The 14,809-nt window shown below is 69.4% G+C and carries 11 protein-coding genes; 7 read left to right on the top strand and 4 right to left on the bottom strand.

Annotation, left to right across the window (positions count from 1 at the left end):
- Window positions 1-19: 19 nt before the first annotated feature.
- From cofE to WEE69_01925, 3 genes are all read right to left on the bottom strand, one after another.
- Entirely contained in the window at window positions 20-727 is a 708-nt protein-coding gene (cofE, locus tag WEE69_01935; GenBank protein MEX1144048.1) for a coenzyme F420-0:L-glutamate ligase, read from the bottom strand.
- Window positions 724-1,659, bottom strand: coding sequence for a 2-phospho-L-lactate transferase (cofD, locus tag WEE69_01930; protein ID MEX1144047.1), 936 nt, complete (start codon window positions 1,657-1,659; stop codon window positions 724-726). Before cofD ends, cofE begins: the two co-directional genes overlap by 4 nt.
- Before the next feature lie 121 nt (window positions 1,660-1,780).
- On the bottom strand, window positions 1,781-2,167 hold the full coding sequence (locus WEE69_01925) for a hypothetical protein (GenBank protein ID MEX1144046.1): 387 nt from the start codon (window positions 2,165-2,167) through the stop codon (window positions 1,781-1,783).
- Between the two features lie 241 nt (window positions 2,168-2,408).
- Here WEE69_01925 and WEE69_01920 point away from each other — a divergent pair, with 241 nt between their 5' ends.
- From WEE69_01920 to WEE69_01910, 3 genes are all read left to right on the top strand, one after another.
- A complete protein-coding gene (locus WEE69_01920; GenBank protein MEX1144045.1) occupies window positions 2,409-5,549 on the top strand; it encodes a glycosyltransferase in 3,141 nt (1,046 codons plus the stop codon).
- A complete protein-coding gene (locus tag WEE69_01915; GenBank protein MEX1144044.1) occupies window positions 5,546-6,982 on the top strand; it encodes a DUF5719 family protein in 1,437 nt (478 codons plus the stop codon). The genes WEE69_01920 and WEE69_01915 overlap by 4 nt, the downstream gene beginning before the upstream one ends.
- Before the next feature lie 168 nt (window positions 6,983-7,150).
- On the top strand, window positions 7,151-7,606 hold the full coding sequence (locus WEE69_01910; GenBank protein MEX1144043.1) for a thioredoxin family protein: 456 nt from the start codon (window positions 7,151-7,153) through the stop codon (window positions 7,604-7,606).
- Between the two features lie 18 nt (window positions 7,607-7,624).
- Here WEE69_01910 and ftsH read toward each other — a convergent pair whose 3' ends face one another.
- Window positions 7,625-9,664, bottom strand: coding sequence for an ATP-dependent zinc metalloprotease FtsH (gene ftsH / locus WEE69_01905; GenBank protein ID MEX1144042.1), 2,040 nt, complete (start codon window positions 9,662-9,664; stop codon window positions 7,625-7,627).
- A gap of 125 nt (window positions 9,665-9,789) precedes the next feature.
- Between ftsH and WEE69_01900 the strand changes: the two genes are divergently transcribed.
- The 4 genes from WEE69_01900 to manB all read left to right on the top strand — a co-directional run bounded on the left by WEE69_01900 (window position 9,790) and on the right by manB (window position 14,744).
- Window positions 9,790-10,521, top strand: coding sequence for a CPBP family intramembrane glutamic endopeptidase (locus tag WEE69_01900; GenBank protein ID MEX1144041.1), 732 nt, complete (start codon window positions 9,790-9,792; stop codon window positions 10,519-10,521).
- Window positions 10,522-10,611: 90 nt separating this feature from the next.
- On the top strand, window positions 10,612-10,779 hold the full coding sequence (locus WEE69_01895; protein ID MEX1144040.1) for a hypothetical protein: 168 nt from the start codon (window positions 10,612-10,614) through the stop codon (window positions 10,777-10,779).
- 63 nt (window positions 10,780-10,842) lie between these two features.
- On the top strand, window positions 10,843-13,383 hold the full coding sequence (locus WEE69_01890; GenBank protein ID MEX1144039.1) for a hypothetical protein: 2,541 nt from the start codon (window positions 10,843-10,845) through the stop codon (window positions 13,381-13,383).
- On the top strand, window positions 13,380-14,744 hold the full coding sequence (manB, locus tag WEE69_01885) for a phosphomannomutase/phosphoglucomutase (GenBank protein ID MEX1144038.1): 1,365 nt from the start codon (window positions 13,380-13,382) through the stop codon (window positions 14,742-14,744). Before WEE69_01890 ends, manB begins: the two co-directional genes overlap by 4 nt.
- Window positions 14,745-14,809 lie beyond the last annotated feature (65 nt).

The following is a 14,809-nucleotide window of genomic DNA, read 5'->3' as shown; positions in this document are numbered from 1 at the left end:
GTGCGTCGCGGACGCTCGCTCACCGGAAGAGGTCTTCGGAGGGGTTGCGCACGAGCTCGCGCGCGGAGCTGTCTCGGAGCCACGTCGAGTCGAGACCGCGGACGATCGCCGCCGGCACAGATTGGGCCTTGCCCATCACGAGCTCGGCGGCACCCGCGATCTCGTCGGCGAGCGCCACCTCGGTCACCTGGAGCTCCCGACCCTGCGCGTCGAGGGCGCCGCGGAGGTCGAGCACGGCGGCGATCCCCGCGACGCCGATCGCCACGTCGGTGAGGCCGATCCGCCACGGGCGACCGAAGGTGTCGGACACGACCACGGCCACCTCGACCCCGTGTCGAGCGCCGAGCGCATCCCGTACGTGCCGGGCCGATCGATCGGGGTCGATCGGGAGCAGCGCGGCGAGGCCGTGCTCGACGTTCGAGAGGTCGACACCGGCGTTCGCGCAGACAAACCCGTGACGTGTCTCGCTGATGACCAGATCGCCACGCCGGCGGAGCACCCGGACCGATTCCGACTCCACCAGGCGGGTTCGCGCCTCGCGATCGTCAGGGTCGAGCTCGACCAACCGACCCTCGGCCTTCGAGACGACCTTCTGCGTCACCACGAGACAGTCGCCGGCCGCGAGGGGTGTGTCCTGTTGCGCCGCGGCGTCGGCGATCAACGTTGCCAGCTCGTCACCGGGGCGCACTTCGGGCACACCCCGGATGGGGATGACCGTGATCGTCACGCCACGGCAGCGAGCGTCTCGCGGGCGAGTGCCGCCGCGACGCGGGCGTTGCGCATCAGCGTGTCGGCCACGACCGCGCGCACGCCCAGGGACTCGACGGCGGGTGCGTGCTCGGCATCGGCTGCGTCGATGACCAGGGTCGAGCAGAAGTCGCGATACGAGCGCGCGACTCCCACGCACGACACCTCGATGCCCAGCGGGCCCATCAGCCGGTCGGCGGGGCCGCGCACCGGTCGACCGCCGATGATCGGACTGACACCCACCACCCGGTCCCTCCGGGCGGCGAGCGCTTCGCGGATGCCGGGCACGGCCAAGATCGGACCGATCGAGATCACGGGATTGCTCGGGCACACGAGGATCGTCTCGGCCTGGTCGAGCGCGTCCATCACGCCGGGGCCCGGCTGAGACTGCTCGGCGCCCTCGAACCGCACGGCAACGACGGGCGCCTCGGCGCGGTGCCGCACGAACCAGTCCTGCATGGCGAGCTCTTCGATGCCACCGGCCGTCTCGGCGGTGATCCGTGTGGCCACGCGGTCGTCGGTCATCGGCAGGAGCCGGGTGCTCACACCCCACGCGGTCGCGATCTCGGCGGTCACGCCGGACAAGGGTGCGCCGGCGCGGAGGCGCTCGGTCCGATACAGGTGGGTCGCCAGGTCGCGGTCGCCGAGGCGAAACCACGTCGGGCTGCCGTAGCGCTCGAGCGCGTCGATCGCGTGGAAGGTCTCCCCTTCGAGTCCCCATCCGGTCTCGGTGTTGTTCGCGCCGGCGAGCGTGTACGTGACGCTGTCGAGATCGGGACTCACGTGCAGGCTGTGAAAGACGTCGTCGTCGCCGGTGTTCACGATGGCAGTGATCTGCTCGGGTGGCACGACGGCGACGAGCCCCCGGAGGAAGCGCGCCGCCCCGACGCCCCCCGCCAACGCGGTCAACATGCGCGGAAGGCTACCGGCGCGGCACGGGCTACTCCCTTTGGTGCCGGTTCGACAGACATGGAGATGAAAACGACCCCGAGGGGATGCCCCTCGGGGTCGCTTCAGATGGTGCGGACGTGCGTCAGGCGTCGACGCTCGTCGGGGTCTCGGTCTTGCTCTCGGTGACGGGCCGACGGGCCAGCGCCTGGGCGCGGGCCTGGATGCGATCCACGTAGGGCTCGACGCGCACGGCGAGGTCGCCGATCAGCGGCTCGACGCGGTCAGACACCCGCGCGATCACCGGCTCGACGCGCTCGAGCACCTCGGTGCCGAGCACCTCGATCTGCTCCCACGCACGGCGGGCGCCCTGCTCGGCCGCGCCACGAGCGTCCTTCACCGACGCGCTCACGCGGTTCTGGGCCTCTTCGGCGCCTGTGCGGGCGGCCTGGTAGCCAAGGACGCCGACGCCGACGGCGAGCGACGCGCCATCGCGCACCCGCTGCTTCACGGTCTCGGTCAGCTGCTGCATCAGTTGCTCCTTTTGTCTGGTCGACTCCGCTGCGCCCTCCCGGCCATCCGGCCAGGGCTTCGCTTCGTCTCTGTCGGTCGAGGCGTCGGGGAGAGGGATCACTGGGTGCCCCGGACCGCTCACTACGGTACGCGTAAATGCTAACGATTGCAAGCGCTTGTGCCCACAGTCACAAGCGGCGCGCGGGCGGCCGGTTTCCCTTGCCGGGCAATGCCGAAGCCCGCCGGTAGCCTCCGGGCCGATGGCGACGGCGGAGCCCACGGAGATCCCCGAGGAGGTCGCACCGCCAGTCGTGGTCGTGGTGGTCACCAGGAACCCGGGCCCATTCCTCGAACGCGCGCTCGCCGCGCTCGGGGCCCAGGACTACCCGGCGCTGTCGGTCCTCGTCGTCGACGCCGGGTCGGGCGAGGACCCCACGGCCAGGGTGGGAGCCGCACTGCCGGGCGCGTTCGTGCGCCGGGTCACCGGCAGTCCTGGCTTTGGTGGCGCAGCCAACGAGGCGCTCGCCGCCGTGCAGGGCGCGACGTTCTTCCTCGTGTGCCACGACGACGTGGTGCTCGACCCGACCGCCGTGCGGGTGATGGTGGAGGAGGCGTACCGCTCGAACGCGGCGATCGTCGGGCCGAAGCTCGTGGCCGTCGACAACCCGGAGGTGATCCTCGCGGTCGGGTGCGCGATCGACCGGCTCGGTGGAACGCACACCGGCATCGAACCGGGCGAGATCGACCAGGAGCAGCACGACGCCGTGCGTGACGTGTTCTACGTGTCGAGCGCCGCCATGCTCGTGCGGGCCGATCTCTTCGACGAGCTCGGAGGCTTCGACCCCGACACGTTCCCGGGATCAGAAGACCTCGATCTGTGCTGGCGCGCTCGTCTCGCCGGTGCGCGGGTCATGGTTGCGCCAGACGCGCGGGCTCGTCACGGTGAGGCCGCTGGACAGCGCGCGGCGGGGGACCAGCCCTCTCGACGCGAGCTCGCGCGCAGAAGGGTCCGCGTCGTCCTCACCTGCTATTCGGCCGCGACGTTGTTGCGTGTGGTCCCCACCGCCGTCGTGGTCGCGTTCGTCGAGGCGATCGCGTTCGCTTTGACCAGTCGACGCGCCGGAGCATTTGCGGAGCTCGGCGCGTGGGTCTGGAACCTGCTGCACTTCGGTCATCTGCGTCCGGCACGTCGACGTGCCCAGGAGCTGCGGCGGGTTCGCGACCGAGATCTCTATGAGCTCCAGGTGGGCGCGGGCGCTCGCGCCGGCGCCTTCCTCTCACAGCACCATGCCGACGTCCGCATGAAGTCGATTGGCGAACGGGGTCGGGATGCGCTCGACACGTTCGCGGAGTTCATGCGCCACCCGGCCGCGATCGCACTCATCGCGTTCTTCGTGCTCCTGGTGGTGGGCTCGCGCGACCTGTTCACCGATGGTGTGCCGCAGGTGGGCACGATGGTGCGGTGGCCCGACGTCGCCTCCTTGGGCGGTGAGCTCACGTCGGCGTGGCGGCACACGGGGCTCGGATCGGACGTCGTGGCCCCGCCGGTGCTGGCGATGATGGCCGGGCTCGGCACGGTGTTCCTCGGCGCCACCGGCTTTGCTCAGACGCTCGTTGTGGTGGGTGCCTTCGCGGTCGGCGTGCTCGGGGCGTATCGCATCGGACGCGCGTTCGACGGAGGTATCGGTGGCGCCGGGATCGCCGCCCTCGCGTACGGCGTGAGTGCGATGCCGCGCAACGCCGTGGCCAGCGGACGCCTCGGCCCGCTCGTCCTCTTCGCGTTCGCCCCGTTCATCGCTTTGCTCGTGCTGCGCGCCGGGCGCTTCCCAGGCGTGATCGGAAACGCGCGGCGTCCTTTGCTGGGTCTCGCGATCGCGACGGCCGTATTGGGCGCGTGGTATCCGCCCGGCGCACTGGTGGGCGTGGTCGTGGCGGGCGCGGTCTTGGTCGCGGCAATCGTCGTGGGGGACGCAGCCGCGGCCTTGCGCTCGCTCGGAGCCGCGCTGATCGGCGTGATTGGCGCCGCGGTGCTCCTCATCCCGTGGACCGGAACGTTGCTGGACTCGAGCGACGATCCTGGCGCGCTCGGCCTCGGGTTCCGACCCGACCTGTCGATCTCCGCGGTCCTCCGCTTCGAGAGCGGACCGAACGGCGCGGGCGTGGCGAGCTGGGGGGTGCTTGCCGCAGCTGTCGCTGGAATGCTCATCGCGAACGGACCACGTCTCGCGTGGGTCACGCGCGCCTGGATGATGGCGATCGCGGGGTACGCGGTGGCTGTCATCCCCGCGGCGGTGGCTCCGGACTCGCCGACCGTTGTGCCAGAGGCCGGGCTCGCGCTTGCGGCGCTCGGCATCGCGATCGCAGCCGGACTCGGGATCACCGCCTTGGGTGAGCGCCTCAAGCAATCCCGCGTCGGACCGGCGCAGGCCGGCGGCGTGATCGGCGCGCTCGGCCTCGTGCTCGCGTCGTTCGGCTTCCTTGGCGACGTTGTCGACGGGCGATGGCGCGCACCCGACTCCTGGGCGCCGGTCCTGTCGTTCACCGGAGACGCGCTCGACGAGGGTGAGTTCCGCATCCTCTGGGTCGGCGCGGCGGAGGCGCTGCCGCTCGATCCGATGGAGGTCGACGCGACGTTGTCGTGGTCGATGACCCGAAATGGTCCGGGTGACGCGCGTGAGCTCTTGCGCGCACCAGAGACATCGGCCGACCGCGTGATCGAGCGAGCGCTCCGTTCGGTGCGCGCCGGGCAGACGAGCCGGTTCGGTCGGATGCTCGCGCCGTCGGGGATTCGCTACGTGGCGTTGGCGCGTCGCAATGGACTGGACGGCGAACGCGGACCGGAGCCACCAGGCGTCGCGGGCGCGCTCGGCAACCAGCTCGACCTGGCGCGTCTCGGCAGCGAGCCCGGCCTCGTCCTGTACGAGAACCTTGCCTGGGTTCCTGCGCGAGCAATTGTCGCCGCGGACAACTCCGATCCCGTGCCGATCGGAGGGGTCGATCCGCTGCGCAGCGCCGTACGTGTCGATTTGGCGCGCGCTCGCCCGGTTCGCGGTGGCTCCGTGAAACCAGGGACGCTGCTGCTTGCCGAGGCCTATGACGATGGTTGGAGCGCACGCGTCGACGACACGGATCTCCCGCACGGACGCGCGTTCGGCTACACGAATGCGTTCACGCACGAAGCCCGCGGCGGAGTGTCCTTCCGGCACTCCGGTCAATCCCGACGCTATGGGCTGCTCCTGTTCCAGGCGGCGTTGTGGGTGGTCGCATTGACGTGGTGGGCGTGGGGTCGCCGCAAGCTGGCCAAGGTGCGCGTTCGCCCCCACCGTGAAGAGCGGCGCGAGCGGCGCCGGATCCAGGAAGAGATCGATTTCGGCGATGCCGACTTCTGGGAGGGCCAGTGAGTCGACGGCCGTCCCGCCCCGTTCCTCGCATCCCGGCGCTCGTGCTCGTCGCGCTGCTTGCCGTGGGCGTGGTCGTGGCGGAGCGGGGCTCCTCGAGGACGCTGCCTTCCTTCCCGACGCTCACCTCGGCGATCGACGGGCCGACCGTGCCCGGCGACGACGCGGTCTCGGTTGCATGGTTCTGCTCCGAGGGCAGCTCGACGGAGACCGGTCGCGCCACGGAGACCATCTTGATCGCGAACCTTGCGACGCGACCCGTCGATGCGACCGTGACGGTGTTGCGGGGCCCTGACCACACTCCTGCCGTTGAGCACCGCCAGATCCCTCCGCTCGCTCAGGAGCGAGTCCCGGTGGCTGATCTGGCCGAAGACGACGACCCGGGTGTGGTGGTCGAAGTGCTCGGCGGCCCGGCGATCGTCGAGCACGAGCTGCGCGCCAACAACGATGTCGCGGTCGGTCCGTGTGCGCGTGCTGCCGCACGCGATTGGTTCTTCGCGGGCGGAACGACGGTGCTCGGAGCCCAGGAGTGGCTCACGCTGTTCAACCCGTTCGGGGAGGACGCCATCGTCGACGTGTCGTTCCTCACGACCTCGGGGGAGGAGTCTCCCGGCGCCACGGAGTCTCTCGCTGTGCCGCGTCGGTCGCGGGTCTCTGTGGCAGTGCACGAACAGGTGCTCCGCGAAGAGGAGCTGGCCATCGCCGTCCACGCGCGCATCGGTCGGATCGTCGCGGAGCGATCGTTGAAGTTCGACGGCATCGACATCCGCCGCGGCTTCGCCGCGTCGCTCGGCGTCACTGGCGCTGCGTTGCGCTGGTCGTTCCCGGTGGGCGACGGTCAATCGGGAGTGACCCAATCCATTTCGATCGCCAACTTCGCCGCGACGGCTGCGCAGGTCGACGTGCGCGTCGTTGTCGATGGCGAGACCGCACTCGAGCCCGAATCCGTTGATGTGCCTGGTGAGAGCGTGGAGCGCGTCGATCTCATCAACCGAGTTCCGGTCGGGAGCACGTACACGGTCGATGTGCGCGTGACGCGCGGCGCGCCCGTTGTCGTTGAGGCGTTCGGAACATGGGCCGTGCCCGCCGTGGTCACGGGTGTCGCGAGCACGCACGGATCCGCCACCGTTGCTCGACGGTGGGCGTTCGCGGTCGGCCGCCCAGATGACGCAAGCGAGGCCGTGATCAGTGCGGTCAACGTGACGAACCGTCCGCTGACCGTGCAGCTCTATGCCTACACGGCGGGCGATCCGAACAGCCCGGTCAGCGCACCGGCGCGAGCGGTCGGACCCGGCGAACGGGCGGAGTTCCGCCTCTCCGAGATCGGGATCCGCCCCGATCAGGTGATCGTGATCGAGGCCGACGGTCTCATCGTCGTCGGTCGGCTCATCCTGGGGGCCGGCATCTCGATGTCGTCCGGCATCCCCGATCCCTGAGGTGAGCGGCCGCGACGCACGTATCGTGCGGCGATCGCAGCGAACCGTTCGCCGAAGTGGAGAGGTGCGGCCCGGCGGAGGCGGCGGCTTTGCCGACCGCCGGAGCACGGCGCCGTCGCTCGCGACGGCGACCAATGAGGGCGCGCAGCGCCGTGAGCGGGGAAGCTGATGGGAGTTCGGCTTGGTGTCGCGGCGGCGATCCTCGCGGTCGCCGCGCTCGTCGCGTGGCGGCTTCGTCGCCGTCCGCCCGAGGCGCCACCGCGTGACGCCCATCCCATTCCCCGCCAGCTCGCTCGGGCCGACTTTCCGAGGTCGGACGCGTCGTGGCTCGTCGCGTACTTCTCGTCCGCGACGTGCGCAGGTTGTCAGGGACTCGGGCCAAAGGTGGAGGTGCTCGAGTGTTCCCAGGTCGCGACGGCCGAATGCTCCTTCGAGGCCGACCGAGACCTCCACGAGCGCTACGACATCAGCGCGATCCCGATGATCCTCGTCGCCGACCACGACGGCGTCGTCCACCGAGCGTTCATCGGCGCGACCACAGCCACCGACCTCTGGGCAGCAGTAGCCGAAGTCAGATCCCCAGGCACGACCCCAGAGCCAACGCTCGGCGAGCTCGAAGTCTGAGTGGTCCGAAGGAAGCAGCTAGCGAGCGCGCGTCGCCCGCCGCGGGGTGGCCGGTGCCTTGCGCTCCTTCTTGGCTCCGTTGTCCACCGCCGGCCGCATCTCGACGACGCTGCCGTCGGCGCGCTTGACCTTGCGGAAGCCGCCGGCCTTGCGCCCCATCGCCTCGTCGACGAGCGCGCCCACCTCGGCGCCGTCGAGGGTCTCCCGCTCGAGGAGCGCCTTCGCGACCGCGTCGAGCCCGCGGCGGTGGAGGCGCACCACCCGTCGGGCCCTGCTCTCCTCCTCGCGCAGGATGCGCTCGACCTCTTCGTCGATGACGCGCGCGGTGTCGTCGGAGTAGTCGCGGGTGTGCACGAGGTCTTCGCCGAGGAAGACCGCGCCTTGTGCCCCCCAGGCCATCGGGCCGATGCGCTCTGACATCCCCCATTCGCGCACCATCTTGCGGGCCATCTCGGTGATGCGCACGAGGTCGTTCTGGGCGCCCGTGGACACATGGCCGAACACCACTTCCTCGGCGATGCGCCCGCCCAGAGCCACCGCGATGGAATCGGCGATGTACTCGCGCTTGTAGATGTGCTTCTCCTCTTCGGGAAGCTGCTGGGTGACGCCCAGGGCCATGCCGGTAGGGAGGATCGTCACCTTGTGCACCGGGTCGGAGTGATCGAGCACATACGCCAGGACCGCGTGCCCACCTTCGTGGTACGCGATGACTTCCTTCTCTTCCTCGTTGATGGCCATCGACTCGCGCTTGAGACCCATGAGCACTCGATCGCGTGCCGCGTCGAAGTCTTCGGCGTGGACCTCTGCCAACCCTCTGCGCACCGCGAACAGCGCGGCCTCGTTGACGAGGTTGGCGAGGTCGGCGCCGGCCATGCCCGGGGTGCCGCGCGCGATCACATTGACGTCCACGTCGGGGCCGATCTTCTTGTCGCGCATGTGGACCCTGAGGATGTCGGCGCGCTCCTCCTGGGTCGGGAGCGGCACGACGACTTGGCGGTCGAAGCGACCGGGCCGCAGCAGTGCGGAGTCGAGCACGTCGGGACGGTTGGTCGCCGCGAGCATCACGATGCCTTCGGTGGCCTCGAACCCATCCATCTCCGCGAGCATCTGGTTCAGCGTCTGTTCGCGCTCGTCGTGGCCACCACCGAGACCGGCGCCGCGCTTGCGCCCGATCGAGTCGATCTCGTCGACGAAGACGATCGCTGGTGCCTGCTTGCGCGCGGTCTGGAACAGGTCGCGCACGCGAGCGGCGCCGACGCCCACGAACATCTCCATGAAGTCGGACCCGGTGACCGACACGAACGGCACGCCGGCCTCCCCGGCGACCGCGCGGGCGATGAGCGTCTTGCCGGTACCCGGCGGGCCGACCAGCAGCACACCCTTCGGGATGCGCGCGCCGATCTGCTTGAACTTGCCGGGATGCTTGAGGAAGTCCACGACCTCGGCGATCTCGGCCTTCACCGGGCCGTAGCCGGCAACGTCCTCGAACGTCGTCTTGGGCTTCTCGGTGTTGTAGACCTTCGCCCGGCTGCGGCCGATGTTCATCACCGCACCCATCTGGCCCTGGGCGCGTCGGCTCATCCACATGAACAGGCCGACGATCACCAGGATCGGCAGCATGAGCGGGAGCAGGTCGAGGAAGAAGTTCGACGTCGGCGTCGTGTACTCGAGGTCGACGTTCTGTTCCTCGAGCTCGTCGACCACCGCCTCGGGAAGATCCTGCGCCGGTCCCTTGCTCGTGAAGTCCTTCGTGTCGTCCTGTGCGGTCCTGAACTGGCCGGTGATGTCGCCGGTGGTCGTGTCGAACTCGACCTTCTTGACACGCCCGGCGCCGACCTCGTCGCGGAACTCGGAGAAGGTGAGCTCCTTCGCGCCACTGGTCTCGGCCGAGAACACGTTGGTCAGCGCGAACACGCCGATGAGCAGCGCGATGAGGATCCAGGGCAGCGTGCGCGCCCACGGTGCGGGCGCGGGGGGACCCTGCCGATCACCCGGTCGCCGGTCGGGTCCGCCCGCGGAACGTCGACCCTGGGGCATCTCGTTCGGAGGGCGGCTCATGGGGGCTCCTGAGGGGTCGAACCGGCGTACGCGCCGATCCGAGTTCCCCATCGTACGGCCCCGTCTACGCCCCCGTGTCCTCGGGATTCCACGGCACCCGACGGGCGCGCCGGTACCGTGAATGCATGGACGGCGCGGGCGCGACCCCGGTGCCGAGCACGACCCCACCCCGGTGGGGGATCTCGGATGCCGCCATTGCGTGGTTCGTGTCGCTCGTGGCCGCAGCCCTCGCGCTCGCCCCCTTCATCACCAACGGCGAGCTGTTACCTCGCGACGAGGCGTTGGCCACGTTCGTCGGGCTCGTGTTCCAGACCGGGGCCGCCGTCGGGATGCTCGCGTTCGTCGCGCTGAGAAAGGGGCGGGGGAGCCTGACGGCCGACTTCGGTCTGCGTCTCCGACTGGCCGACTCGGGATGGCTGGCGGCCGGCTTCGGGCTGGCGATCGTCTCGGTGGCGATGGTGCAGCCGATCCTCGAGCTCGGTGGCCTCGAAGAGCGGTCACAGGATGTGGTCCGCATCTTCGACGAAGCCAGCGGCCTCGAAGCAGGGCTCCTGGCATTCGGGGTGCTGTTGATCGCGCCGATCGGCGAGGAGCTGCTGTTCCGCGGGGCGCTGCTGCGCAGCCTCCAACGGCGCCTTCCCGCGGAGCGGGCCATCTTCGTCTCGGCGCTGATCTTCGCCGTCGTCCACGTCCTCCTCGACCCCGGCTCTGGTTTCGCGGTCCCGGCCCTGCTCCTGCTCGGCCTGATCTCGGCCTGGCGGGCGGTCGAGACCAGGAGCCTCTCGCAGTCGATCTACCTCCATGCCGGGTTCAACCTCCTGGCCGCGATCGGCCTGCTGTTCGACCTCGAGCCTTGAGATCCCTTGCATCCGGGATGCTCCACCGGCTCAAGTTTTCGAGCCTCCGCTGCCGATACGTCCCTGCGAGCGACGACTGGGAGGTCGGAAATGCAATGTGATTCGTGCTCGAAGGGTGCGCTCATCGAGATCCGCATTCGAGTCGGCGGGTCCCAGCTCACGTTCCGCCGTTGCGGCCGTTGCGAGTCCCAGACCTGGGAGTCGGCCGAGGGGCACATCCCGCTCACGCGGGTGCTCGAGCTCGCCAGCCACACGTAAAGACGCGGGGAGCGCGCTCGGGCGACCCCGGCGCGTCACGTCGGCCCTGCAAGGCTGGTCCCCATGACGGCCGTGGCAGAGCGGGAGGCGACGGCCGACGTTCCACCGCCACCCCCGCCGTCCCGGCCGATACCCGAGTGGATCCACCGGGTCGACCTCTGGGTCGGCCTTCTCGTCCTGTCGGCGTGCTGCGCCTTCGTCTTCGTGCAACTGGAGCCGCACCTGCTGTTCCGCAACACGACACCGTCGGGGGGCGACACCGCCGCGCACGTGTGGTGGCCGGCCTACCTGCGTGACCACCTGTTGCCGTGGCGGCTTGCCGGGTGGAGCCCCGATTTCTATGCCGGGTTCCCGGCCGGCCAGTTCTACTTCCCGTTTCCGGCGCTGCTGATCATCGTCCTCGACGTCGTCCTGCCGTACAACGTCGCGTTCAAGCTCATCACCGCGCTCGGACCGGTCCTCCTTCCGTTCGGCGCGTACGTCTTCGGGCGCGGGATTCGCGCGCCGAATCCTGCGCCCGCCGGCTTCGCAGTTGCCGCGACCGCGTGGCTCTTCTTCACAGGGAGCGATGAGACGCTCGCGTTCAACCAGCGCATCGCGGGGGGAACGCTCGCGAGCAACCTGGCCGGCGAGTTCTCGTTCACGATCGCCCTGGCACTCGCGCTCGCCTTCATGGGCATGTTCGCGTACACGCTTCGCACCGGGCGGCTCCGATGGGTTCCTGCCGTTCTCCTCGCGGCCACGGTGACGAGCCACCTCATCGTGGCGATCTTCGCCGCGGTCGGTGCGTTTGCGGTGTGGCTTGCGTATCGCCCGTGGTTCAACCTGCGCCGAGCGCTGGCCATCGGCGCGGTCGGTGCCCTTCTGAGCGCGGTCTGGGCGCTGCCCCTCGTCGCGACCCTGGGTTACACGACCGACATGCGCTACGACGCGATCGCCTGCTCCGAGAAGGCCAACAAGCCCGGCGTCCCGACGTGCAAGGACCACCAGAACCTCGATCCGGAGCGCTACCTCTTCCCGCCGTCACTGACGGGCGTGGACGAGGGCGCCGCGCTGCCGTGGGAGTTCGTCGGTGGCTGGATGCCCTGGGAGTGGGGCGCCTTGACCCTCACCGGCATCGCGATCGCGGGCGCTGTCGTGCGCCGCGGTCGACACGCGCAGACCGTGGGAGCGCTGCTCTTCCTGGCGCTCGTCAGTGCTGTCCTCTTCCGGTTCTGGGAAGACGTGCAGACCACCACCGTGTGGAACCTCCGGCTCCTGCCCTTCTGGTACGTGTCGGTGTTCCTGCTCATGGGCCTCGGCGTGTCCGAGCTGATCCGCGGCGCCGGATGGCTCGCGCGAAAGTTCGCCCTCGAGTGGGGGACCGTGACGTCGCCGAAGCTCCTTCGTGCCGTGACGATCGCGTTGCTCACCCCGATCATCGCCATCGGCGTGTTGGTCGATGTGAACCAGGAGAAGAACCGAACCGACGGGTTCCTCACCGGTTGGATCAACTGGAACTACCTGGGCTACGAGGACACGACTGGCGGCGGCAAGACGATCCCGAAGGCGTACCCGGAGTACCGGTCCCTCATCGACGCGCTCGACAGCCTCCCGCCTGGGCGAGCCACCTGGGAGGGAAACACGCAGCTCAACGAGTACGGATCTCCGCTGGCCTTGATGCTGCTGCCGTATTGGACCGACGGGCGCATCGGGTCGATGGAGGGCGTGTACTACGAGGCGTCAGCGACGACGCCGTACCACTTCATGACGGTCGCCACGCTTGCCGCGCCCGGCAACGCGTCCAACGCGGTTCGAGGTCTGCCATACCGCGACTCGACAGAATTCTCGCTCGGCGTTCGCTGGCTCCAGCTGTTAGGGGTCCGCTACTTCGTCACGCACTCGGCCGAGTCGAAAGCGGCCGCCGATGCTGACGAGCGGCTACGACTCGTGGCGACTTCCCCCGATACCGACAACAAGCCTCCGCTCGGCTGGAGCATCTACCGGGTGCGGAGCTCGGAGCTCGTCGAGGCGCTCGAATTCCAGCCGGTCGTGGTGGACGCGCTCTCGAAGCGCGAGGACCATGCGTGCAAGCTGCGGGTTGGAAAGCTGCTGGGAAAGGTCGATGCGAACGGCAAGGCGATTCCGGTTGAGAGCCATGAATGGCAGGACTGCATCGCGGTGCCATGGTTCGACTCGCCCAGGGCGCTCGATCGCCCACTCGTGGACGAAGGTCCGACCTCGTGGCAGCACGCGGGTCCCAGGCGCGCTCGCAACCTCGACAAGCGGCGCCTTCCGCAGACGCAGGTCACGAAGATCCGCGCCACCGACGACTCGATCAGCTTTCACGTGTCGCGCCCCGGCGTGCCGGTGTACGTGAAGACCTCGTATTTCCCGAACTGGGAGGTCGACGGAGCGCGCGGCCCATACCGCGCGACACCCAACTTCATGGTCGTGGTCCCGACCGAACGTGACGTCACGCTCCACTACGGGACGACGGGCGCGGAGTGGCTCGGGCGGCTCGGAACGCTTGCGGGTGTTGCGGGCCTCTCGGTCCTCGCGTTCGGCCCGTGGTGGCGGCGTCGAGCGAACGCGACCAAGAGTCTGGGATCATCGACCGCATGAGCGCAGACCTCGACGCCATCTTCAAGGCGTACGACATCCGCGGCGTGTATCCCGACCAGATCGACGATGGGGTCGCGCTGCGCGTGGGCAACGCGTTCGTCGGGTTCACGGGAGCGGCACGCGTGCTCGTGGGTCGCGACGCGCGGCCGTCGTCCGTGCCCCTGGTCGCGGCTTTCACCGAGGGTGCGATGTTGGCGGGGGCCGATGTCGTGGATCTCGGGCTCGCGTCCACCGACCTCATCTACTTCGCGTCCGGCCACCTCGACGCGCCAGGGGCGATGTTCACCGCAAGTCACAACCCTGCGCAGTACAACGGCATCAAGCTGTGCCGCGCCGGTGCGGCCCCGGTGGGGGTGGAGACCGGGCTGGCGCAGATCAAGGCGGCGGTCGTGGCCGAGCTGGTCGAACGGGCCGAGGAGTCTGGCCGGTACGAGCAGCTCGACCTGCTGCCGGCGTTCGTCGACCACGTGCGCTCGTTCGTCGATGTCGACGCGCTCCGCCCGCTCAAGGTCGTGGCCGACACGGCGAACGGCATCGGTGGGCTGGTCGTGCCCGCCGCGCTCGAAGGGCTCCCGTTCGACCTGACGATGCTGTTCGGTGAGCTCGACGGCACGTTCCCGAACCACCCGGCCGACCCGATCCAACCCGAGAACCTCAAAGACCTCCAGCGCACCGTCGTCGACAAGGACGCAGATGTGGGACTTGCCTTCGACGGCGATGCTGATCGGGTGTTCCTGGTCGACGACCGCGCCCAGCCGGTGTCGGGCTCGCTCACGACCGCGATCGTCGCGAGCTCCATCCTTCGCCGGGTTGCGGCCGATGCGCCGGCGGCCGACCGTACGGTCGTGCACAACCTCATCTGCTCGAAGACGGTGCCGGAGGTCGTCCGTGAGCTCGGCGGCACGCCGGTGCGCACGCGCGTCGGGCACTCGTACATCAAGCAGGTGATGGCCGAGACCGGCGCGATCTTCGGAGGCGAGCACTCGGGGCACTACTACTTCCGAGACAACTTCCGCGCCGATTCCGGGCTCATCGCCGCGCTCGTCGTGCTCGAAGCGCTCTCGAAGACCGAGGAGCCGCTGTCGGTTCTCCGCCAGCCCTTCGAGCGCTACGTGGCGTCCGGTGAGATCAATCGTCGTGTCGACGATCCCGCAGCCGTGATCGAGTCAGTTGCCGCTGAATACTCGAACGAGCAGCAGGACCGGCTCGACGGGCTGACGGTGGAGCTCGACGATTGGTGGTTCAACCTCCGCCCGAGCAACACCGAACCGCTCATCCGCCTCAACCTCGAAGCCGCCAACGCGCTCGAGTGCGAGGCCCACACCGCCGAGGTCCTCGCCCTCGTCGGCGGCGAGACCTGACCCTGGCCGCGCTCGCTGCGACGGCGGGATACCCGCCGCCGCGGCCGCTCGCCAGCGGCTGCGAG

The organism is Acidimicrobiia bacterium (genome assembly GCA_040881685.1).
Lineage (GTDB): Bacteria > Actinomycetota > Acidimicrobiia > IMCC26256 > PALSA-555 > SHVJ01.
Note: the sequence above shows the minus strand (reverse complement) of the source record. Positions and strands in the feature narration are given on the sequence as shown.